General features: G+C 35.0%; 12 protein-coding genes and 1 pseudogene. 11 read left to right on the top strand and 2 right to left on the bottom strand.

Features of this window, described 5'->3' with window-relative positions; translation table 11 throughout:
- Window positions 1-35: 35 nt before the first annotated feature.
- The 8 genes from SOM12_RS23245 (at window position 36) to SOM12_RS23210 (ending at window position 7,815) form a co-directional block, all read left to right on the top strand.
- The gene (locus tag SOM12_RS23245; protein WP_320495718.1) at window positions 36-1,562 is read left to right on the top strand and encodes a G-D-S-L family lipolytic protein; all 1,527 of its coding nucleotides are present in this window, start codon (window positions 36-38) and stop codon (window positions 1,560-1,562) included.
- A gap of 235 nt (window positions 1,563-1,797) precedes the next feature.
- Window positions 1,798-3,309 (top strand): F0F1 ATP synthase subunit beta, encoded by a 1,512-nt coding sequence (atpD, locus tag SOM12_RS23240; protein WP_095928501.1) that lies wholly within the window; start codon window positions 1,798-1,800, stop codon window positions 3,307-3,309.
- Between the two features lie 96 nt (window positions 3,310-3,405).
- Complete coding sequence (locus tag SOM12_RS23235; RefSeq protein ID WP_095928500.1) at window positions 3,406-3,687, top strand: FoF1 ATP synthase subunit delta/epsilon; 282 nt, start codon at window positions 3,406-3,408, stop codon at window positions 3,685-3,687.
- 189 nt (window positions 3,688-3,876) lie between these two features.
- Complete coding sequence (locus SOM12_RS23230; protein ID WP_095928499.1) at window positions 3,877-4,515, top strand: NAD(P)-dependent oxidoreductase; 639 nt, start codon at window positions 3,877-3,879, stop codon at window positions 4,513-4,515.
- Window positions 4,516-4,588: 73 nt separating this feature from the next.
- Window positions 4,589-5,725: a pyridoxal phosphate-dependent aminotransferase family protein gene (locus SOM12_RS23225; RefSeq protein WP_320495715.1), complete on the top strand. Its 1,137-nt coding sequence runs from the start codon at window positions 4,589-4,591 to the stop codon at window positions 5,723-5,725.
- 105 nt (window positions 5,726-5,830) lie between these two features.
- Window positions 5,831-6,700, top strand: a complete 870-nt coding sequence (locus tag SOM12_RS23220) for a TraB/GumN family protein (protein WP_095928497.1) — start codon at window positions 5,831-5,833, stop codon at window positions 6,698-6,700.
- Window positions 6,701-6,707: 7 nt separating this feature from the next.
- Window positions 6,708-7,211 carry an RNA polymerase sigma factor gene (locus SOM12_RS23215; protein ID WP_095928496.1) on the top strand — a complete coding sequence of 168 codons (504 nt, stop codon included), beginning with the start codon at window positions 6,708-6,710 and terminating at the stop codon, window positions 7,209-7,211.
- A complete protein-coding gene (locus SOM12_RS23210) occupies window positions 7,201-7,815 on the top strand; it encodes a hypothetical protein (protein ID WP_095928495.1) in 615 nt (204 codons plus the stop codon). Before SOM12_RS23215 ends, SOM12_RS23210 begins: the two co-directional genes overlap by 11 nt.
- A 38-nt stretch (window positions 7,816-7,853) precedes the next feature.
- On the opposite strand, the gene SOM12_RS23205 is transcribed toward SOM12_RS23210, so the two are convergent.
- The gene (locus SOM12_RS23205) at window positions 7,854-12,020 is read right to left on the bottom strand and encodes a T9SS sorting signal type C domain-containing protein (protein ID WP_320495712.1); all 4,167 of its coding nucleotides are present in this window, start codon (window positions 12,018-12,020) and stop codon (window positions 7,854-7,856) included.
- Between the two features lie 406 nt (window positions 12,021-12,426).
- Window positions 12,427-12,909: a regulatory protein RecX gene (locus SOM12_RS23200; RefSeq protein ID WP_320495711.1), complete on the bottom strand. Its 483-nt coding sequence runs from the start codon at window positions 12,907-12,909 to the stop codon at window positions 12,427-12,429.
- 279 nt (window positions 12,910-13,188) lie between these two features.
- On the opposite strand from SOM12_RS23200, the gene SOM12_RS23195 reads away from it, so the two are divergent.
- The 3 genes and pseudogenes from SOM12_RS23195 to SOM12_RS23185 all read left to right on the top strand — a co-directional run.
- Window positions 13,189-17,499 (top strand): T9SS sorting signal type C domain-containing protein, encoded by a 4,311-nt coding sequence (locus SOM12_RS23195; RefSeq protein WP_320495710.1) that lies wholly within the window; start codon window positions 13,189-13,191, stop codon window positions 17,497-17,499.
- Window positions 17,500-17,689: 190 nt separating this feature from the next.
- Window positions 17,690-21,520, top strand: a complete 3,831-nt coding sequence (locus SOM12_RS23190) for a T9SS sorting signal type C domain-containing protein (RefSeq protein WP_320495709.1) — start codon at window positions 17,690-17,692, stop codon at window positions 21,518-21,520.
- A 443-nt stretch (window positions 21,521-21,963) separates the two neighbouring features.
- A pseudogene (locus tag SOM12_RS23185) lies at window positions 21,964-23,580 on the top strand (hypothetical protein); the annotation flags it as partial.

The raw sequence follows: 23,580 nt of genomic DNA, 5'->3' as shown, positions 1-23,580 counted from the left end.
ATTTGGAAACAGATAATTATAAAAAATTATAAATTATGATAAAAAATTTCAAATGGCTTTTATTGGTTTCGTTAACCTTTATGGCTTGTAACAGTGATGATGATGTGACTCCTGCAGTGGAGTCGTCTGATGGTAAGCCTTTGACTTCTGGAAGTGCTGATTTTGCCAAATATGTTGCTTTAGGAGATTCTTTTGCGGCAGGATTTAGTGATAATGCTTTGTTTATTAAAGGTCAAGAAGGAGCCTATCCAAATATTTTAGCGCAACAATTTGCTCTAGTGGGCGGGGGCGAATTCAAAACGCCTTTTGCAAATGATAATATCGGCGGTTTGCTTTTAGGAGGAAATGTTGTTGCTGGTCCGCGTTTGTATTTTAATGGAACACCTGTGCCGGTTACAGGAGTGCCAACAACTGAGGTTACAGCTCATTTGTCAGGAACATTTAATAATTTAGGGGTTCCTGGAGCAAAAAGTTTTCATTTACTTGCTCCTGGTTATGGTAATGTTGCAGGTGTTACTACAGGAACGGCAAATCCTTATTTTGCTCGTTTTGCATCTAGCGCGACAACAACTGTTTTGGCCGATGCTTTAAGTCAAAACCCTACTTTCTTTTCTTTATGGATTGGAGGGAATGATGAGTTAGGATATGCTACTGCAGGTGGAGATCCTACCGTAAATCCATTAACGCCTCCTGCGACTTTTGAGGCGGCTTATAAAGGTTTAGTGGCTCAGCTTGTTGCTGGCGGAAGAAAAGGAGTTATAGCTAATTTGCCGAATATTACCACTCTTCCTCATTTTCATGTGATAGCATACAATCAGCTTACTCAGGCTAATTTAACAGTTGGAGGAGCGAGTATGGTTGGTACTTTAAATGCGCAATTGTATGGGCCATTGAGTAATGCATTGAAATTTTTAGGGCAAGGGGATAGAATTAAACTTTTATCTGCAACAGGGAATAATCCGTTGCTAATAGTAGATGAAACGTTGCCGGATTTGTCGGCCAATTTAAAAGCAGTGCTAATGGGTGGCGGATTAGATGTTAATACTGCTACGGCAATGGGAATGATTTTTGGAAGAGCAAGACAAGCGCTTCCTACAGATTTAATTGTTTTACGAGCTTCATCAAGAATTGGAAAAGTTCCATCGGTAGCTGCTGACGGAATTGCTTCTCCTTCGGCTTCACTCTCTCAATTAGGAATTACTTTTCCGTTGCCAGACAGATATGTTTTATTGCCTTCTGAAGTGGCAGAGATTGAAGTGGCGACTACGGCATATAATTCTGTAATTAAAGCAGCGGCTGAAGCAAATGGCTTGGCAATGGTTGATGCTAAAACAATTATGGATGATCTAAACAAACCAAGCGGAGTTACAATGAACAGCTTTACATTAAAAGCGACATTTGTTACTGGCGGTATGTTTTCTTTAGATGGTGTTCATCCATCTCCAAGAGGATATGCTTTTATTGCTAATAAATTTATCCAAGCGATTAATGCTAAGTATGGTTCTAACTTAAAAGGTGTAGATATTGGTAATTATCAAGTTCTATTTCCAGCTACATTATAATGTATAACTATTTTTAACCTTAAAACCGCTCATTTTTACCAATGAAGCGGTTTTTTTCATTTAATAAAAAAATGCTGTTTTTGTTATTTTTTAGCCAAGTTTTATGAATCAAACAAAATCATGCTATTTTTTATGAAAAAAAAATTGATTTTATATTTTAAAAAATTATCTTTGCGCTCTGAAAAAAGAGGTATTTTCGATAAACCTAAATAGCTATTTAATAAATACATAAGTAATGTCAAAAGTAATAGGAAAAGTTGCTCAAATCATTGGACCAGTAGTTGACGTAGTTTTCAACGGTAAGGATGTTGAACTTCCAAAAATTTATGATTCACTAGAAGTCACTAAAAAAGACGGAACTATCTTAGTTCTAGAAGTACAATCTCACATTGGAGAAAACACTGTTCGTACTATATCTATGGACTCTACAGACGGTTTGTCTAGAGGATATGAAGTAGTTGGAACAGGAAATCCAATCCAAATGCCAATCGGTCCAGACGTATATGGAAGATTATTTAATGTAATTGGAGATGCAATTGATGGTTTAGGAAACTTGCCAAAAACAGGAGAGAACGGTTTGTCTATTCACAGACAAGCTCCTAAATTTGAAGATTTGTCAACTTCATCTGAAGTTTTATTCACAGGTATTAAAGTAATCGATTTGATTGAGCCTTACGCAAAAGGAGGTAAAATTGGATTGTTCGGTGGTGCTGGTGTTGGTAAAACAGTATTGATTCAGGAGTTGATCAACAATATCGCAAAAGGTCACGGTGGACTTTCTGTATTCGCTGGAGTAGGTGAAAGAACACGTGAAGGAAATGACTTGCTTCGTGAGATGTTGGAGTCAGGAATTATTAAATACGGTGATGATTTCATGCACTCTATGGAAAATGGAGGATGGGATTTATCTAAAGTAGATATGCCAGGAATGAGAGAGTCTAAAGCTACTTTCGTTTTCGGACAAATGAATGAGCCACCTGGAGCTCGTGCACGTGTGGCACTTTCAGGATTATCTATCGCTGAGTATTTCCGTGATGGAGCTGGATCTGATCAAGGTAAAGATGTATTATTCTTCGTTGATAATATCTTCCGTTTTACACAAGCAGGTTCTGAGGTATCGGCACTTTTAGGTCGTATGCCATCTGCAGTAGGTTACCAACCAACATTGGCAACTGAGATGGGAGCTATGCAAGAGCGTATTACATCTACAAACAAAGGATCTATTACATCTGTACAAGCGGTTTACGTTCCTGCGGATGACTTAACTGACCCGGCGCCAGCTACAACTTTCGCCCACTTAGATGCAACAACTGTATTGTCACGTAAAATTGCTGAGTTAGGTATCTACCCTGCGGTTGACCCGTTAGATTCTACTTCTAGAATCTTAACTCCTCAAATTTTAGGAAACGAGCACTACGACTGTGCACAAAGAGTTAAAGAAATTCTTCAAAAATACAAACAATTACAAGATATCATTGCTATCCTTGGTATGGAGGAGTTATCTGAAGAGGATAAACTTTCAGTAGCAAGAGCACGTCGTGTACAACGTTTCTTGTCTCAGCCATTCCACGTAGCAGAGCAATTTACAGGTATCCCAGGTGTATTAGTTGATATTAAAGATACTATCAAAGGATTTAACATGATCATCGATGGTGAGTTAGATCACCTTCCAGAAGCAGCATTCAACTTGAAAGGTTCTATTCAAGATGCAATCGAGGCTGGAGAGAAAATGTTAGCTGAAGCATAATAATCAAGCAGAGCTTGATAAAATCAAAAAAATAAAAATTCCAAATTCCAAGATTGGGATTTGGAATTTTATAATTTGGAATTTTAAAAAACGGTTATGATTTTAGAAATAGTATCACCAGAAGCGAAATTATTTTCAGGAGAGGTAACATCGGTTACTTTGCCAGGAGTTAATGGAAGTTTTCAGATTTTAAATCATCACGCGCCAATTGTTTCTATCTTAGAAGAGGGAACAATTAAAATTGCAGCTCCAAGCTTCAATTTTTCTAAAGAGGCTGCTGATAAATTTACGAGAGTTAATGACCAAACTTATACTTTAGAGATTAAGTCAGGAACAATCGAAATGAAAAACAATAAGATAATTGTTTTAGTTGACTAAGACAATTTCAAAATAAGCAGGAAAGCCAGACAGTATTGTCTGGCTTTTTTTATTTTATTACTTTTGAACTATTAAAATCTCTTTATAAAATATTCGATCAATAGTAAAAGCTTAGTAAGCTTTTGCAGTTTTGCTTCATAATTAGACAATGAAGCAACATTCTTATGTCAAATTTTATAAAGAATATATATGAAAAATATATCAAAAGTTGCTGTTCTTGGCGGCGGCGGAAGAACTGGAAAGTATCTTGTACAACAGTTATTAGAAAACGGATTTAGCGTAAAACTTCTATTGAGAAATCCCGACGATTTTACCATTCAAAACTCAAAAATAGAAATCATTAAAGGTGATGCTATTAATGAAGAATCGATAAACTTATTACTTAAAGATTGTCAGGCAGTGGTCAGTACTATTGGTCAGCGGCCAGGCGAGCCTATGGTTGCCAGTCAGGCAACGAAGAATGTTTTGAATGCCATGAAACGTAACGGTATTGAGAGATATGTTTTATTGGCGGGGTTAAATATCGATACTCCATTTGATAAGAAGAGCCCAAAGACAATTATGGCAACCGATTGGATGAAAACGAATTTTCCCGAAATCCAAAAAGACCGACAATTAACCTATGATCTTTTGGTTGATAGTAAAATAGATTGGACGCAAGTTCGTGTTCCCTTAATTATTTTTTCTGATGAAAGTTCTAAAATCGCTGTAAATCTCGAAGATTGTTTGGGCGAAAAAATTTCGGCTTTTGATATTTCGAAGTTTATGGTAAAAGAAATGATCGAGTCAAACTATAGTAGACAATCGCCTTTTATTAGTGCCATTTAAATTAGAAAAACAGCGGATTTCATATAATCCGCTGTTTTGTTAATTCTAAAATGAATTGCCTAACTTTGGTTTTATGAAGCTGCCAGAAAATCTTAATCGTAAATTAGAAAGTTGTAAACAGGAAAATAGTTTTCGAAAACTTCCTGTGTTTAATAATCTGATTGATTTTTCATCAAATGATTACATCGGATTTTCTAAATCGGAAACTTTATTCAAACACACTCACGCTTATTTGCTAGAAAATGAGATTTTTCAAAATGGAGCTACAGGTTCTAGATTGACTTCAGGAAACCATTCTCTTTATCCAATTGCAGAAAGTTTTATAGCTCAATTTCATGAAGCAGAAGCGGCTTTAATTTTCAATTCGGGATACAATGCCAATTTAGGATTTTTTAGCGCTGTACCGCAAGAAAATGATGTTGTTTTGTATGATGAATTGTGTTACGCTTCTATAAAAGATGGCATCGCGATGTCTCGAGCAAATTCGCATCATTATATTCACAATGATGTTGAAGATTTAGAAAAACACATTCTTAAATTTCCAGATAGCACAATTTATATTGTAACCGAAACTGTTTTTTCTATGGACGGAGATAGTCCAAATTTAGAAGAGTTGATACAGCTTTCAGAAAAATACAATTGTTATTTAATTGTTGACGAAGCTCACGCTTTGGGCGTTTTTGGAGAAAAAGGAGAGGGACTTACTCAGTATCTGAAACTTCACGATAAAATTTTTGCCCGAATCGTAACTTTTGGAAAAGGTTTAGGATCTCAAGGAGCGGCAATTTTAGGAAGTATTGAACTTAGAGAATATTTAATCAATTTTGCACACAGTTTTATTTTTACAACCGCTTTGTCGCCTCATGCTGTAGCAACAATTTTTATGGCTTATCAGCAGTTGGAAATCGAAAAAGGGGCGATTGAAAAGCTTCGCCAGAATATTGTATTCTTTAATCAGCAGAAAAATTTGCTGGGTTTAAAACCAATGTTCGTTCACAGTAAATCTCCAATTCATTCTGCAATTGTTCCAGGCAATGAAAATGTCAAAAAATTGGCAGAAGAACTTCAGAATAAAGGATTCGATGTGCAGGCAATTGTTTCGCCAATTGTTCCAGAAAATCAGGAACGACTTCGTTTTTGCATTCACAGTTATAATTCGCAGCAAGAAATTAATCAGGTTTTGGAATTAGTTAGAGATTTTGTTTTTTAGATTCTGATTTTTCAAGACTTAAATTTGAAAAAAGAGTAAAGTTTTTTGTAACGTTTTGTTTTTTCGATTACTTACACACTGTAATCAAATAAACGATATTAAATCATGAAAACCAGATTTCAATTTATAGCAACTTTACTTATATTCTTCTTTTTTGTTTGTAATGACATTTCAGCTCAAAGCAAAACTTCAAAACTGGAAAATTCTCTTCTTTGGGAGGTTTCAGGAAAAGGGCTTCAGAAATCTTCTTATTTATACGGAACGATTCATATGATCTGTTCAAAAGACTATTTCTTATCTGAAAAAGCCAAAAATGCTTTTGAGAAATCGGATAAATTGTTTTTAGAAATCAACTTTACCGATCCGAACGAAATGAGCCAAATGCAGCAATTGGCAATGGGAAAAGAACCTTTGAGTAAAAAGCTAACACCAGAACAACTTACAAAATTAGATTCTATTTTAAAAAAGAGCACCGGAATGTCGGTACAGCAAGTAGACAGTTTTAGTCTTGTGACAGTTTTGAGCCTGATTTCTATGAAGAGTTTTGGTTGTACAGATTTGAAGTTTTATGAAATGAAATTTTCTGATGCTGCCAAAAAAAGAAATGTTTCTATTACGGGATTAGAGTCTGTTAAAGCTCAATTCGAAATTCTTGAAAAGGCTTATTCTAATGATGAAATGCTGGCACTTCTAGAAGAATCGACTCCTGAAGAAACGGTGGAATTGGTAGATGCCTACAAAAAAGAAAACATTGAAGCGATGTATGCATTTAGTACAGATAAACGATTTACAAGTGAAAAAACTAAAAAGCAGATTCTTGATGATAGAAATTTAAATTGGGTAAAACAGATGCCAGAGTTACTAAAGCAAAATGGTGTTTTTATCGCTGTTGGTGCAGCGCATTTAGGAGGTGAGTATGGAGTTATTAATTTATTGAGAAAAGAAGGATATACTGTAAAACCTGTAATGAACTAAAGCTGTTTTGAAAGAGAAGGAACAAGAGTTTTTAAATCGAATAGAAAGCCATAAAGGAATTTTGTATAAAGTTTCTAAGATGTATATGGATAATTCTGATGATCAAGAGGATTTGTTTCAGGAGATTGTATGCCAACTCTGGAAATCATATGAATCTTTTCGGAATGAAAGCCAGTTTTCGACATGGATGTATAGAGTTGCAGTAAATACGGCAATTGTCTTTTTGAAGAAAGAAAAACGGAAGGTGGACAGATATGAAATCGCTTCAGAAAATGTCAAAGAGGATGAAGGAGATTCTCATATAAAAGAAAGCCAGTTGGATCATTTTTACAAAGCGGTACAGAAACTAGAAAAAATAGATAAGGCTATCATTTTCTATCAACTAGAAGGATTCTCTCATAAAGAAATAGGAGATAATCTTGGAATATCTGAAGGGAATGCTAGAGTGAAACTGAATAGAGCCAAAGAAAAATTAAAAGAAATTATTAAAAAACAAGGATATGGATTTTAACGACATACAAAATGCATGGAATAACGAAAAACCTGAAAATGTTGTTCTGCCGTCAAACCTAGAAAAGATTCAGTCTGCTAATACACCATTAGACAAAATCAGAACAAATCTAAAAAATGAATTTATCTATCAAATATTGTCCATAATTTCTATGGCAGCAATTCCGATAATTTGTCATTTTAATGCACAGATGATTTTCTTGTATTATTTAATCTATAGCTTGTTTTTGGCTGTTTGCGTTTACTACTTATTAAAATTATATTTCTTTTTTAAAAGATTGAATGCAATAACATTGAAAACAAAAGACAGTTTGTATGAGACGTATTTTGATATTAGACTGAATATGGAATTGTATAAAACATTTGGTTTCTCTCTGACTCCTTTTATCGTTGTGTACTTATTGGGCTTTTATTTTTACGGCCTTTCTGAAAAATCAGGTTTATTAAATCACGAATTTACTAACGGACAGTTATTTGGTTTTTTTGCTATCATTGTTTTTACGATACTTTCTATGGGGATTTCTTTAGAATGGTGGGTTCAAAAGTTTTATGGGAAATACGCTAAAGAGATAAAGAAAGTAATTGACGAGTTGAAAGAAGAATAAAAACAAGAAACCCATCAGTAATGATGGGTTTCTTGTTTTTAATTAAATATGATTTTCTTCGTGACTACATGACCATTTTCTAGAATTACTTTTACCAGTAAAACTTGATTGCTAGAATGTAAATTTGTAATCTCTAATTCTTTTGCATCGATTTTGCTTTTGTTGTAAAGCAATTGTCCGCCTATTGTATAAATCTGGACTTCTTTAATGTTTTCAGTTCCGCTAACTGCATTGATTACTTTTGATTTTATCGAAACTAAAACTCCATCTTGTACATTTTCAAAATCATCTGTGCCTAATGTTTTATTGGTATAGCGTAATACAAAACGCTCTGTAAAAGTTCCTGCAGCTGTTTGGAAAGTATAATTTGAAGCACGAAGATCTGTTATTATCCCTGTTGTTTTATCTTCAAGATAAACGGCTTGTTTATTAAAAAATCCATCTGCATGATCTATCGAGATTGTAAGTTCGCTGCTAACAGTTGTTTTATAACCAAGAGGAACAGTATCTGTATTGTCAAAAGGTAAAGCTCTTGCTTGAACAGTTAGTTTTTTAGCTTCATTTATAGTGTAAAAATCGATAAAAGAATTACCAGACATTGTAGTTGCATCGAAGTTATGATCGTAACTGTTTGATGCTCCTTCTGCATAACCAACTAGCAATTGTTTAAAGGCATCTTCGGTATTACTTAAATTCAACCACAAACGATTTACTTCAACTTCAGTTTCTTTGGCTGACGTCTTGTAAAATTGCGTGTTTTGTGCTTTTACACGTTGCTCATTGGTAAAAGTCACCGAAGTCACTCTTGGTTTAATAAAGAAACCTTGTCCTACTCCAATATATCCTGAAGGCTCTTCTCCACCCGTTGTCGCTTTTGTTGATCCTAGTAATGTTAGCACTGCATAATCTGGACTGCTGTACGTGTAAGTATTGCTTCCGTTCTCTTTTTTTGGAGACGAAACGTGTGTCCAAAAATATAAAGGTCCAACTTCTCCGTTATCTCTAATGAATTTTCGAGCATCAATAGCAGATGGGTAGGGGTTTCCAACAAAATGGTATTTATCAGCTGTAATTGGAATCAAAATATTTCCATTGTTTGGTTTTCCATAGAATTTTCCAGTAAAGTTAGAAGGGTTTTGAGTATCAAAAGATTGTGGTCCTCTAATGCTGTATCCTTTTCCAGGTTCCATTGTCTTTTTTCCGTACAAATCAGTTGCCCATTTGAAATCAGAAGTCCAATAGAAAAATTTATCGAATAAAGTTTCAGGAGACAAAGTACTCATTTTAAAATCTGGATTGTCTACTGGTGATGACCAATACGTTAAATCAAAACGACGAATTTCGGTTATTCTTTGAATTTCAAAAGCAGTATTACTTCCTGTAAACATATTTTTACTTGTAGAAGTTTGAAGAAATGATCCTCCGTCTAAAATTAAAAGCTTTCCTCCAGTACCAATGGTTACATTTTCATCAACAGTTAACGTAACATCTTTTGGGACTGTTAATGTCACATTTGGATTTACAGTACAAGAACAAACTGTAAGATCTGACTTTAGTTCCGTATTTGAACTTATCACTAAAGAGCTGCCATTCGGAATAGTGCCAGTTCCGTTATATACAATATCCGTTTTTGTAAAATTAATTCCAAGATTAGCATCACCACCATCTTCTCTTAAGCGTATTTCTACTCTAGATTCACTGTTTAAAGGGTAAAGGTCTCCTCCGTTAATTAAATAAGTAGCATTGTCCCACCCATCTTTAGAAAAAATTAATTTATCATCGATATAAAGCTCAACAGCATCATCATGATTCATATGTTTTAACTGATATAATCCACAATCGAAACCTTTACGTTTGTAAACAACAGTAAAATTGTTGTCTGGTATCTGAGAGCCTTGCCAAATGGTTGCAGATGAAGGTGATTTGTCTTTTGTCCAATAATTTGTTGAATCAGGATTTAAATGAGGATCAACATAATAACCAGCATATCTAACATTTTGTAAGGTTATATCGTTGTTAACATAACCATAAACGTTCCATACTTTGTCTCCATATTCAGAAGGATTTCCTTTTTGTATACCAGTGAAAAAAGAAACTCTCGAATCGCCACCATCTTCATAATACTCTAGAACAAATTTATGTTGGCCTACAGTTAAATTTTGTGTAGCGTAATCCATAGTAAAACCATGGCCATTCCATCTTGTTATAATTGGAACAGCTGCATCATCGATATAAAGTCTTACTCCATCGTCGCTTCCAATATCAAAACTGTATAGGCCGGCTTCGGTAATCTCAGCAAGCATTTTATATCGTACAAAGAATCGGTCAGAAGGAGCAGTGTCACAAGCAAAATTTGAAGTTTGTCCAGTAACAGAACCTCCTCCAATATTTCTATCAAAGTTTTTGTTTTCAGTTACAATTCCTATGTACGTTGCAATACTAGTATTTGGTAAAGCTGGATAAGAAATATTTGGAGGCAGAGCAGCATTATTTGCCATTTTATAAACATATCCAATCCATGTATTAGGCCCAAAAGCAGTTTGATCTCCAGTTGGAACGCAAGGTGCCAATTCATGTGCTCCCATATATGGTTTTAGCCTAGCATTGTTGTCAATGTCTGTTGGTACAGTTGCAATTAAAGTTTCAGTTCCTACTAGGGTTTTATTCACGGCATTATTCGCATCTAAATATAAACTGTTGTTTAGAAATAACGGATTTCCATTTTTAGAATTAGTATCTCTACTTGTTACCTCTTTCCATTCGTCAAGAGTGATTTTTTTGTTTGTTGAAGTGTAGTAGCTTCCAAAGGTACCCACATACTGTGAGCTATAATAGTTGTTGTAGTCTAATGTTGTGAATTTTGAACGATCTGCCGATTCGAAGTATACCGCAAAACGTTCACTTCCTGAAGTTTGAGCATTTACAAATATATTGTTTCTAATATCAAATCCAGAACCGTCTCGTACATATAAAGCAGATGAACATCCATTAGGTTGGTTAGTAATAAGCTTTACACTATTATGATATAATTTAATGCTAGAACCATTATCAATATAAATACCAAAGGCATTCTGCCCACTTACACCGCCACCTCCAGCTGAACTAACGTCAAGTACAAAGTTGTTATAAAGTAGTTGATTGTCCCCTGTTGTATAAATTCCGCTAGCGGTTACAGCTTGGTCAGAAATTATAGCGCTAATTTTATTGTTGAATATTGATGCGCCATTACCCTCTACTTTAATTGCTAATGCTCCAGTGCTGGATGAATTTGAAAAGAAATTAGAAACGGTGTTTTTAGAAATAGTTGCATTATCTCCTTTAATGTACATTGGATATCCAATCCCGTACCCTTTGCGGTTTTCTATATTTGAAATGGTGTTGTTTGAGACAGTTCCATCGTTGGCATTCTCTAAATATATCCCAGAAAAATTAAATGTACCATCAAAATTTGAAGGGATTTTTATTCCATCTAATGTATTTCCTTTTACTGTATAGTCACTTACATTTAAAAGAGATATACCTAAAAAAGCTTTTGTACTTACTTTATTATTTAAAATTTTCCACCCTATATTGTTTTTGTTTTGGCCTTTTACAACTATAGCTTGTTTAACATTTACAAAGATTACATTTTGAATGGTGTTGTCAGCATTATTTGCATTGCTGTCAAAGCTATCACCAGAAGCCAAAATACCAGTTGATGTTGTTCCTATTGCATCACCAAGTGTATTTAATTCGATGGTTAAATTTTTAATTGAATTGTTCTCAGACTTTTTGTACAACCAAATTGCAACTCGACTTGAATAGCTGTTATTGATGTCGTCAAAGTTGTTATAAATTTTTAACTTGTTGTCAGAAACGGTATTATTTCCATCAATGATAATGTGATCTGCATTATTAAGAGCAATCAATGCTCCATTGCTAACTTTTCCAGTGATGATAATTTCTTTTCCATCATTTGGTCTTATAGTTACCGTGTTTTTGTTTTTATTTTTAAAACTGGTAATTGTTAATTGAGAAGATAAATTTTGATTTTCATCCAATAGAAACTGAATGTCTCTGTCTATTCCAACATCTTTCAGTTTTTCAATTGCTTCTGGAAGATTTTTGAAATCGGCTCCAGTTTTCGAACCAATGATATAATTACGATTCAATTGAGCAAATCCAAAAAAAGGCAATAATAAGAATAAAAGTAAAGTTTTTTTCATGCTAAATGTTTTCTATCAATTTGTTATGCTGGCATAAGACTTTTCGAACCGCGCAAAGATATACACATCTACGAGCTACAATTTGATAGGGTTTTTGGAACCCCCATTTAATCGATGAATTGTTAAAATAGTCGATGAACTACATTAAAAATTTTAATGTTCGGCAAATATTCTTATAAAACAATGAAAAATATTATAGGAATATTCGTAAAATATTAGGCTTTTAAAGACAGTTTTTTGAGTTTTTAGACTAAAAAACGTCAGATTTGCTATAAATTCTTCAAAAACGGAATAATTTATAACTTAAGAGAATGTGGCTTTTGAGGTGTTTAAAAGGGGAGTAGAGAATTTTAAAGAATTTAGGAAAGTTGCAAATATTCTCTTTTTTGAGTGCTGAAAAATGAACTTAGTTTTCTTCTAATTCTTTTGCTTTTTCGTAAACTAAATTACTTTCATAACCTCTTCGAAGCATGTAGTCGCAAAATTTTTTACGTTTTTTGAGCCGGTTGGTTTCGGAAATAGAATTCCAACATCTTTCTGCAAGATTTTCAAAAGTTTCAAAATATTCTTCAGAAGAAATTTCTTTCAGAGCTAAAGTAATATTGGTTGAAGAAATATTTCTTGCTTTCAATTCATTTGTAATTCTGATTTTTCCCCAATGTTTAATTCTGTGTTTGCCTCTTGCGAAGCTGCAAGCGAAGCGAGTCTCGTTTAGAAAATTCCCTTCAATAAGCTGTACCACAACAGTATCAATCTCATCACGAGTCATTTTTAAGCTGTATAATTTAGCCACAACTTCATCATGGCACCGCTCTTGGTAAGCACAAAAGTGCTCTAGCTTTTGTAAAGCTTCTTTGATGGTGAAAGTGCTGTTCGTCGGGTTTTTCATTCGTTTTAACGTTTAAATTCAATTATGCTCGATTTGTTATAAAATAATTCTAAAATTTGTTAATATTTTATAAAAAGAAATAAATTATAACCTTGTGTATTAGGCTAATTTAAATATTTTTGTACGGAATTTTAACATTTTAAAATTTCGGCCTAAGATGCCAGAATTTAACATTTTAGGGTTCAGTGAATTACCTAAAGAACATTGTTCTTTTTGAAAGAAATGCCTTTTTTGCTTTAAGCAACCAAAAACAAATTTAAAACAAATACCTACTATTATATGATGAGAAAATTACTTTACTCGTTTTTATTTTTCATTTCTTCTAAATCTTTCTTCAAAAGATTGTGTAAATCAAGTTTAGGCTTGCTTTGTGTTGGGATGTTTTTTGTGGTTTCTGCAAATTATGGACAATGTACTTTTGGAACTTCACAAATATCTGGCTCTGCTAAGTCTATAATTTATAACAAAGAAGCAGTTTCAGGAACAGACATTGGTACTGTAACATTTACTGGTGTGCCTGTGGGTAGATACGTGGCAGTGAATGTTATTCAGGGATTAACATACACAATTAATGCTATATCAGCTCCATCATCTTTTAGAGAGCGAATTACACTTTTTAGCTCAAGTAATACCTCTATGAATGTTGGAACAGCAGTCGAACCTAACAGTGGGAACGGGGGAGCTACCTATACAGATTGGTTAGCAACATTTACGGGAACATTATTTGTGAAAATTACTAATAATTCTGGATGTAGTTCAGGCGGAAACAACTCTACCATTACTGTAAGATATACAGGAGGGAATAATACTGTTGACAAGGCTAATGCGAATGCAGAGGGAACCAATTCTTGGATTGCTCACGTTTATGATTTTTCTAGTTCGGTTGATGTCGACCCTCTTTCAGTTGCAGATGCTTTTACTAATTCTACTTATTTAGGGTACTTTAATCAAGCAAATACGGTTACTGGAAATACGACTTCATTCGCTCAAAGTTATGGTGTCGGACTTACTCCGAATGTTCCTTTTATTGCTACCGGAGTTACGCAACCATTGTTTTATGGGGAAACATTTGCTGTACGCTATAGAATGCGATCAACTTTGCCAAAAGGTTGTTATTTTGTTAAGGTAAGAGGAGATGATGGAGTTAAACTTAGTGTAGATGGTGTTAATGTTTTTGATGCGTGGATACAGCAAGGTCCTACAGAATATACAAACGTATTGGTGTACCTGAATGGAAATAGTCAATTAGTATTAGATTACTATGATTATGATGAAGCCAATGTAACCGATTTTAGTATCTATCCAGCCGATGATACAATAAATTCTGTAAATAAAATAAATACAGCAGGTCCTGTCTATCGTTGTGCGGGAAGTAATTCAGTTTTAGATGGTTCAGCTATTACTTATCAAGGATCAAATACTAACCCATCAATTAAATTTCAGTGGCAATCATCACCAGATGATGCGTCTTGGACAGATATTCCTACTAATGGAACATCGGAGAATTATACAGTACCAGCAACAAATCCTACATCGCAGACAACAGTTTATTATAGAAGAAATGTTACAGGGACGGCTAGTAATGCAGGATCTTGTACTTATAGTACAGAATCAATAGCAGTTATAACAAGTCTAAATTCAACTCCTGCCTTAGGGACAGCTATTACAGGAACAGCAAGTCAATGTCCTTCAGTTACGGGACAAGTTTATTCAATTACTGCAACGAATGCTGCATCCTTCAATTGGAGTGTGCCATCAGGATGGAATATAACATCTGGACAAGGCACTAATAGTATTGCTGTAACAACAGGAATAGCAGGTGGGACAATTAGTGTTGCTGCTGCAAATGGATGTAACAGAACCGCGACAAGAAATTTGGCTGTAACAGTGAATGCAAATAATACCGTGGCACTAAATTCAGCTACAGGTACAGATGCCCAAACAAGATGTATTAATACAGCAATTACAAACATTAGATATAATACAACCGGCGCAACAAGCGCAACTGTGACAGGTCTTCCAGCCGGGGTTACAGGAAGCTGGTCAGGAAATGTAGTGACGATAAGTGGTACTCCGACAGAAAGTTCTGCAACACCATATACTTATACGGTTACATTAAATGGCGGATGTGGAACAGTAACAGCTACAGGAACAATAAGAGTAAATCCAATTAATACGGTATCGTTGACTTCAGCTGCGGGCACAAATGCACAGACTGCATGCATCAACACTCCGATTACAAATATCACTTACTCTACCACTGGTGCAACAAGTGCAACTGTAACAGGTCTTCCAGATGGAGTTACAGGAAGCTGGTCAGGAAATGTAGTGACTATAAGCGGAACTCCGACAGTCAGTTCGGCAACACCATATTCTTATACTGTTACATTAAATGGCGGATGCGAAACAGTAACGACTACAGGAACAATAAGAGTAAATCCGACCAATACAATTACCTTAACTTCTGCGACAGGTACAGATGCACAATCTATATGTTTTAACTCAGCAATCACAGACATTACTTATGCGACTACTGGAGGAACTTTAGTTGCGATTTCCGGTTTTCCAACTGGACTTAATATAACATGGTCAGGAAGTGTTTTTAGAATTAGCGGAACCCCAAATGTAAGTTCTGCAAGCCCTTATAATTATACTGTTGCGTTGCAAGGCAATTGTGCAACTGTTACACTTTCTGGAACAATCACGGTAAAACCATTACCTACAGCCCCAACAATTACAAAAAACAACAATGCTTCATGTAATACTTTAGGAAGTATAACCCTAAGTGATTTGCCAGCAGACTGGACTGTTAATCAAACAGGAGCAACGACTCTGCCAAAAAGTTATCCTGGGCCAGGTGCTTCTTTAGCTATTCAAGATTTAGTAGCAGATACATATAGTTTTACTGTTACAAATAATGCTACAGGTTGTACTTCAAGTGCAGTAAATGTTACGATAGCAGATACTAGTTCAAATACAGAATGGGATGCGACAGGATGGACAAATGGAGAACCTGACGGAAGTAAAAGCGTTACGATTTCATATGTTACAGCAAGTCATCAGCCTTTTACAATTGCTAAGCCAAATATACAGGCGTGTTCTTTAACTATTACTGCGACATCAGATGTAATTATCCCAGATGGAGTAACTTTGACAATCACAAATAAAGTGACAAGTAATGGTAAATTAGTGTTTGAAAGTGGTTCAAGTTTATTACAAACTACTAATGTGAAAAATGACGGTGATATTGTTTATAAAAGAACAACTAAAATAAACCGTTTCGATTTGACTTATTGGTCAAGTCCAGTTAGGGGAGAACCAGATACTTTTAAAATGAAGGATTTGTCATCGGAAACTCTTTTCGATAAGTTCTTCACTTATAGCCCTACTGGAGGCTGGGCAACTAGTTTGTATGGAATGGCGGAAATGGAATCAGGAAAGGGATATAGCATTAGAGGACCACAGTCATTTGACACTAAAACAGCTGCTGACTTTACTGGAGAATTTAAAGGAAGACCAAACAATGGTGATATAACAGTACCATTAGTGGTTCCAGATAAATGGTTTTTATTAGGAAATCCTTATCCATCTGCGATCGATGTAGATGCATTGTGGGATGCTAATACTGATCAATTAGGTGCACTTTATTTCTGGACTCACGTTGCTCCTCCAACGAAAGCTCCAGGCGACAATACCTATCGTTATACAAGTAATGATTATGTAGTTTATACTGCTTCAGGAGGTACAGTTGTTGGTGGAACAAAATCATTTGACGGATTTATAGCTGCGGGTCAGGGATTTTTTGCTAGACCAAAAACGACTGAAATACATTTTAACAATGATATGCGTAGAGGTTCATCAGTTAATGGTAGCTTCTTTAAAGTAGCTAGTAAAAGTAAAAGCATTGAAAGAAATCGTATTTGGTTAAATATGGTAAATGCCGAAGGTGCTTTTAAACAAATATTAGTTGGTTATATTGAGGGCGCTACTAATAATGTAGATTTTAATTATGACGCCCCTACAATTGCAGGTAACTCTTATCTTGATTTTTATAGTTTAAACGAAACAAAGAAATTAACTATTCAAGGACGTGCTCTGCCTTTTGAAAATACCGACTTAGTTCCGTTAGGATATAAAACTACTGTTGCAGGCGATTTTACGATTGGAATAGATCATGGGGATGGATTCTTTGGTAAACAAGAAGTTTACCTAGAAGATAAAACTACTGGAAAGACAATTAATTTACGTAACGAAAATTATACATTTAGTACATTAGTTGGAACTTTTACCGATCGTTTTGTCCTTCGCTATACAGGTAAAACATTAGGTACAGATGATTTAGAAAATCTTGAAAACAGCGTTTTGGTTTCTGTAAAAAACAAAACAGTTAGTATCACTTGTTCTAAAGAAACGATCAAAGATGTTACTATTTTTAACGTTGGCGCTCAGTTAATATACAGCAAAAACAAAGTGAATTCATCAGAATTGCAGATTACAAATTTACAGTCTAGTGATCAGGTTTTATTAGTTAAAGTAACTTTAGAAAATGGTTCTACTATTACTAAAAAAGTGATTTTTTCTAATTTGTAATAAAAAATAATATTTCTTCAAATGCCCATTCTTTAATAAAAGAATGGGCATTTTTTATTTAGAAAAATCCCTAAATCTTGGTATTGTGTTTTTAATTATGACTTTATAATTTAGTTTAATTCTTACAATTTTAAACTTTAATTGCGCCGTTTTGATTAAAAATATATTTTATTCGTTAATGCTAATTTTGATGTCAGCTCAAACACTTTTCTCGCAGCAAGGTAAAGTTGACAGTTCATTTAACGTTCTAGATAATGGCCAAAATGGAGATGGATTTAATAATACTGTTCGAACGCTTCTCCTTCAAAAAGAAGGTGCTTTGCTGGTAGGGGGAGATTATTTGAGTTTAAATGGCACAGCCGTCTCGTACCTGACTCGATTAAATCCAAACGGATCTATAGATGAAAGTTTCAATACAGGTACAGGTTTTAATGGTAAGATTTATGCTTCTTGTTTGCAAGCTGATGGGAAAATTATTGTGGGAGGAAATTTTACAAGTTATAACGGAATTAAAGCGGGAAGATTAATCCGTTTAAATGAAGACGGTTCTTATGATGCTACTTTTGATACCACAATTGGAGCAGCTACAGGAATTGTATATGATATTGCTTTACAGGCAGATGGTAAAATAATTATAGTTGGAAGCTTTACAAAATATAATAATAGTACAGTAAACAGAGTAGTACGTTTATTGCCAAACGGAACAATCGATTCTACGTTTCTTACCGGTTCTGGATCTGCGCTAAATGTTACACAAGTAAAAGTTTTATCAGACCATAGAATCATTCTCACAGGTAATTTTACCACTTTTAATGGCATTTCTGCCAATAGAATAATTCGTTTAAATTCTAATGGGACATTTGATTCCAGTTTTAATACTGGCGCTGGGTTCAATGATGATGTTAATGCCATTGCCTTACAGTCTGATGGGAAAATAGTTTTAGGAGGTAATTTTACCCTTTTTGATAATGTTGAAGCGAATAGAATTATTCGCTTAAATGAAGACGGAACTAAAGATGAAAGCTTCTCAACTGGTTCAGGTTTTAGTAAAGAAGGAGTTCAGACAATCAGAATTAATAAGAATGGCAATATCATGGTAGGCGGTTCTTTTACCGGATTTTACAATAAAACCGAAGCGATAAGATTAATTTTTCTACAATCTGATGGTAGCGTAAAACCTAATTTTGATATCGGTGCAGGACCTGCTTCTGCCTCAGTTCTAGCTTTAGAATTTGATGAAGAAGATTCTTGGTTTGTCGGAGGTTCTTTCGCTGTTTTTAACGGCCAAAATCAAGGAAGGTTAGCAAAAATTAATAGTGAAGGAGAACACGATATTTCCTATTTGGCTTCTGGAGTAGGATTTGATAATTCTGTTTTTAGTATTCTACCCCTTCCAAGTAGAAAGATAATAGTTGGCGGAAATTTTAAAACTTTTAACGGGCTTGCTGCTCCCAAAATGGTCTGCTTATTAGAAAACGGAGCAATTGACCCCACTTTTAATACCACAAATTCTGGTAGTAATAATCTAATCAAAACTACTGTACTTCAAAATGACGGAAAGATTGTTTTAGGAGGGAATTTTACAAAGTACAATGATCTTACTCATAATCGTATTGTTAGAATATTAGCCAATGGGGAAATTGATAATTCATTTAACACTGGCGACGGATTTAATGCGCAAGTGTATACCATGGCAATTCAGTCCGATCAAAAAATAATTGTGGCAGGATCATTTACTAAATACAATACTGTTAGTGCTAATAGAATTGTCCGAATTCTTCCAGACGGAATAAAAGATCCAACTTTTAATATTGGTTTAGGTGCAGACAGTGTAATAGAAAGTCTAGTCGTGCAAGAAGATGGAAAGATACTGGTTGGAGGTCATTTTAAAACCTTCAACGATATGCCTTTTGCAGGTTTGGTAAGGCTAAATCAAGATGGAAGTATTGATGCTAGCTTTAATATAAAAGAGGGTTTCGATAAATATGTTTATGCAATTGCACTTCAGTCCGATCATAAGATTATTGTGGGAGGTTCTTTTTTGACTTTTAATAAGGTTTCAGAAAAACGCATTCTTCGATTAAATAGTGATGGAAGTCTCGATACTACATTCCAATCAGGCGCTGGCTTTAGTAAAGGAGATATTCGTGCTATTTTAGTGCAGCCAGACGATAGAATTTTGTTGGGAGGAAGTTTTTCGGGGACATATAATACTATTGTTTCTTCTCGATTGATTCGTTTATTGCCTTCGGGATCGTATGATAATTCTTTTGTGGCACCATCAAATAATACGCTGTTTGCAATGAAATTCGATGAAGATTATAGATTGATGATTGGTGGTAATTTTAACTCTGTTTCGGGTATTTCAAAACATAGAATTGCCCGCTTAAAACTTTGCGTTAATACCACAACTTGGGATGGAGTTTCGTGGTCGAATGGTTATCCTTCTGCGGGAAAAGACGTTTACTTTAAAGAAAGTTTTCCAAACTTGAAAACAGCTAATATATGCGGATGCAATATTGAACAAGATAAAACGGTTACGTTACTTGAAAAAAATACATTAGGAATTGAGTTTGCTTACACCGGTAAAGGAATACTTGTTTTAGAAGATTCTGCTAGTTTATATCAAGAGGATGATGACATAGTAAACACAGGAATCATTCATTTAAAAAGAAAAACAAAACCAGTAATTCGATTTGACCTTACCTATTGGTCTTCACCAGTAGCCGATATGACATTGCATGATTTTTCATCCGAAACCCTTTTTGATAAATATTTCTGGCACGATTCCACTTTAGGATGGAAAACAAACCTTTACGGAAGCATGACTATGACTTCTGGTCGTGGCTACAGTATTAGAGCTCCGCAAAGTTTTTCTACTACAGAGCGAGCGATATTTGAAGGTGTTTTCAAAGGAATTCCAAACAATGGTAAAATAGAAGTTGAGTTGATTGCCGCAGATCGGTTTTATTTAGTAGGTAATCCATATCCATGCGCCATAAGTGCAGATGATTTCTTAACAGAAAATGAGCCGAAAACAAAGGGTGCATTATACTTTTGGACGCATAACACTCCGCCTAGAATTACAATTTCAGGAACTAATACCTATCGATATACTAATGATGATTATGCAGTTTACAATTTATTAGGAGGTGTTGGCACAAGCTCAGCTTTAAGTTCTGGAGTTAGTAATGATGCGCCAGATGGTATAATTGCGTCGGGGCAAGCCTTTTTTGTAAAAAGCAATCTAACAGGCACTTTAGAATTTAGAAATAGTATGAAAGTTCGAGATAGAAATACTTCTTTTTTTCGACCAGTTCCAAACTCACGAGCAAAATCTGTTATCGAAAAGCATCGGTTTTGGCTAAACATTAAAAACAATGAAAATGAATTCAAACAGATTTTAATAGGATATGCATCAGGCGCTTCAAATTCTTTAGATCTGAATTATGATGCAGAATATTTAAGTTCAGGAATGCCATTGGATTTTTATAGTATAATAGAAAATAAAAAATTAGTAATCCAAGGCCGTGAATTGCCTTTTTTAGAAAGCGATTCAATAGCTATAGGTTATAAGACTACAGTAGGTGATAATTTAAAAATTGAGATAGATCATAAAGATGATTTTTTTAATGATAGACCTATTTTTTTAGTCGATAAAAAATTAAATAAAACACATAATATTTCTGAAAGTTCCTATCAGTTTGATTCTGAAGCAGGAACCTTTAATGATCGTTTTTCTATAATTTACATTAATGCAACTTTACGAAACAATATTTCTGATAACCTCTCGAAGGATATTTTAGTATCTGTTAAAAACCATAATATACATATTGAATCTCTAGCTGAACTAATGAAAGAGGTACTAATATTTGATGTTTTAGGAAATCTACTGTATAGAATAGATCAGCTTGAAACCCAAAAAGTCTCGATCGAAAACTTGTTCTCTTCTCATCAGGTTTTATTAGTAAAAGTCATTTTCGAAAATGGCAAATCGGCTTCAAAAAAAGTCATTTTTTAAAGACCGAATAGAAATCGTATCTAATTGCTTTTTTTCTTTGGTTAATATCTTGAAAATCAATGTCTTGTTTTTAAATTAACAGTTTTTTCTTATTTTTTATGTTTTTTGAGTTTTTAGTGTTAAAATTATGGGTTTAATACTACATTAGGAATTTATGCGTAAATAAAATCGTACCTTGTAGTTGGTTTTTGTCGATGAAATGCTTTTTTTATCGATTAAATACTTTTCTATAAGCCAATGATTTGATTTTTTTTCTTCAAAAAGCACAGTTTCAAAAACGGTGTTTTATCTGCCTTAAGTTGATTGTAAAATTGGAGCGCTTCATTAATTCTATATAAAGACTCAGTCTTGTTGGTATGGCCTTAAAGAATTTCTCTTTTTCATTTTGCAATTAATGATGTTTTGAGTTTGAATTTATTTTTCAATTACTAAAATGCCACAAGATGAAAAAAGATTTACTTACTACGCTGAGTTTCTTCAGCTTTTTATCTTTAATGACTTATATTGGGAAACCATTAAAATCAAGTAGAGGATTAAGAATTCTGCTGGTTTTAGTTTTATCAATCTTCTATACCACGTCAAAAGCACAAACTTTAGTACATTCAGTTCCAGCTAGTAATCCTTCTTTCCCTCTTCCTGCAGGTATGGACGAAGTTACTGTTGAAGCTTGGGGTGCAGGAGGAGCTGGAGGTGCAGCTCAAGGTGGTAGCGGATGGGGAAGAGGTGCTCCTGGAGGAGGAGGAGGTGCATATGCTTTAGGAAAAATTACAGGAATAACAGCATCAACTTTGAATGTCATTGTTGGTCTTCCAGGCGCAGGAGGAACAGGAAATGGAACCGGTGGGGGAGCATCTTATATAACCGGTTTTCAAGGAGTTTTTTTCGCGCCAGGGGGTGCAGGAGGTACGGCTAATCTTCCAACTACAGGAGATACTCCGCCTGGTGCGACACCTGCAACTACTGGTACTATAGGAAGTATAACGATGACAAATGGAGGAGCTTCGGGAATAGGATATAATAGTTTACTAAATTTAGCGCTTTCCTCTGGAAATGGTGGTAATGCCGCCAATCAAGGACCACAAAAAGGAGGAGCAGGAGGACTTGGTTATGCTAGTCTTTTGGGAGCAAATGGTGCAGGAAAGCCTGGACAGGAATTTGGAGGAGGGGGTTCTGGAGCGGCTAGTTCCTTAAATTTATTAACTCCATCAACTTTATATAATGGAGGAAGTGGTGCCAGAGGTCAAGTTAACATTACATATACTTGTAAACAATATAGTTTAACTGGAATATCAGCGCCAAATGTTTGTACAGGAACAACCACACAAGTACAATTAACGGGGTCAGCGGCTAGTCTGCCGGCTGGTACATACACAGTAACGTACAATAGAAGTCTACCCAATGCGGCAGGACTAACAGAAACAATGGTAGTTGGGGCTGCCGGATCTGGAAGTTTTACCGCAAGGGGATTGACTGCTTTAGGAAGTAGCACTATTACAGTTACTTCTTTAACTTCAGTAGATTGTACTTCACCTATTAGTGCGAATAATGCTGTCAATATCGTAGTTAGTGCTCAGCCGACAATAACTTTAGGCTCAACTACGGCTGTGTGTGAGAGCGCTAGTTTGCAAAATGTAACATTACCTTATTCGGCAGTTACGAATGCGCCAACGACTTACAGCATTACGTGGAGTGCAAATCCTGCAAATACTTTCGCACCAGTTACAAATGCTGCTTTGCCAGCAAATTCAATAAGTATTGCTGTTCCTGCTGGAACTGCTAGTGGGACATATACAGGATCGCTAACGGTTCGCAATGCGGCTGGGTGCGTGTCTGCGGCTCCAACAAATTTTACTATAACTGTAAATCCGTTACCTACAATAACTTTGGGAGCCACTACTGCGGTATGTGCAAGTACAAGTGCACAAAGCACTACTTTGCCTTATAGTGCTGTCACAAATGCACCAACGACATACAGCATTACGTGGAATACCAGTCCGGCGAATACTTTCGCGCCAGTTACAAATGCGACATTGCCAGCAGGTTCGATTAGTATTCCGATA

Source organism: Flavobacterium sp. CFBP9031, assembly GCF_034044945.1.
Classification (GTDB): Bacteria; Bacteroidota; Bacteroidia; order Flavobacteriales; family Flavobacteriaceae; genus Flavobacterium.
This window is presented reverse-complemented; position numbering and strand designations above follow the sequence as displayed.

What these genes read in the sequence shown, in the direction of transcription:
- SOM12_RS23220 (WP_095928497.1), top strand. Translation starts at nt 5,831, where the DNA reads ATGAAAACCAGATTTCAATTTATAGCAACTTTACTTATATTCTTCTTT.
- SOM12_RS23190 (WP_320495709.1), top strand. Translation starts at nt 17,690, where the DNA reads ATGTCAGCTCAAACACTTTTCTCGCAGCAAGGTAAAGTTGACAGTTCA.
- SOM12_RS23235 (WP_095928500.1), top strand. Translation starts at nt 3,406, where the DNA reads ATGATTTTAGAAATAGTATCACCAGAAGCGAAATTATTTTCAGGAGAG.
- SOM12_RS23230 (WP_095928499.1), top strand. Translation starts at nt 3,877, where the DNA reads ATGAAAAATATATCAAAAGTTGCTGTTCTTGGCGGCGGCGGAAGAACT.
- SOM12_RS23195 (WP_320495710.1), top strand. Translation starts at nt 13,189, where the DNA reads ATGATGAGAAAATTACTTTACTCGTTTTTATTTTTCATTTCTTCTAAA.
- SOM12_RS23210 (WP_095928495.1), top strand. Translation starts at nt 7,201, where the DNA reads ATGGATTTTAACGACATACAAAATGCATGGAATAACGAAAAACCTGAA.
- SOM12_RS23205 (WP_320495712.1), bottom strand. Translation starts at nt 12,020, where the DNA reads ATGAAAAAAACTTTACTTTTATTCTTATTATTGCCTTTTTTTGGATTT.
- SOM12_RS23225 (WP_320495715.1), top strand. Translation starts at nt 4,589, where the DNA reads ATGAAGCTGCCAGAAAATCTTAATCGTAAATTAGAAAGTTGTAAACAG.
- SOM12_RS23200 (WP_320495711.1), bottom strand. Translation starts at nt 12,909, where the DNA reads ATGAAAAACCCGACGAACAGCACTTTCACCATCAAAGAAGCTTTACAA.
- SOM12_RS23245 (WP_320495718.1), top strand. Translation starts at nt 36, where the DNA reads ATGATAAAAAATTTCAAATGGCTTTTATTGGTTTCGTTAACCTTTATG.
- atpD (WP_095928501.1), top strand. Translation starts at nt 1,798, where the DNA reads ATGTCAAAAGTAATAGGAAAAGTTGCTCAAATCATTGGACCAGTAGTT.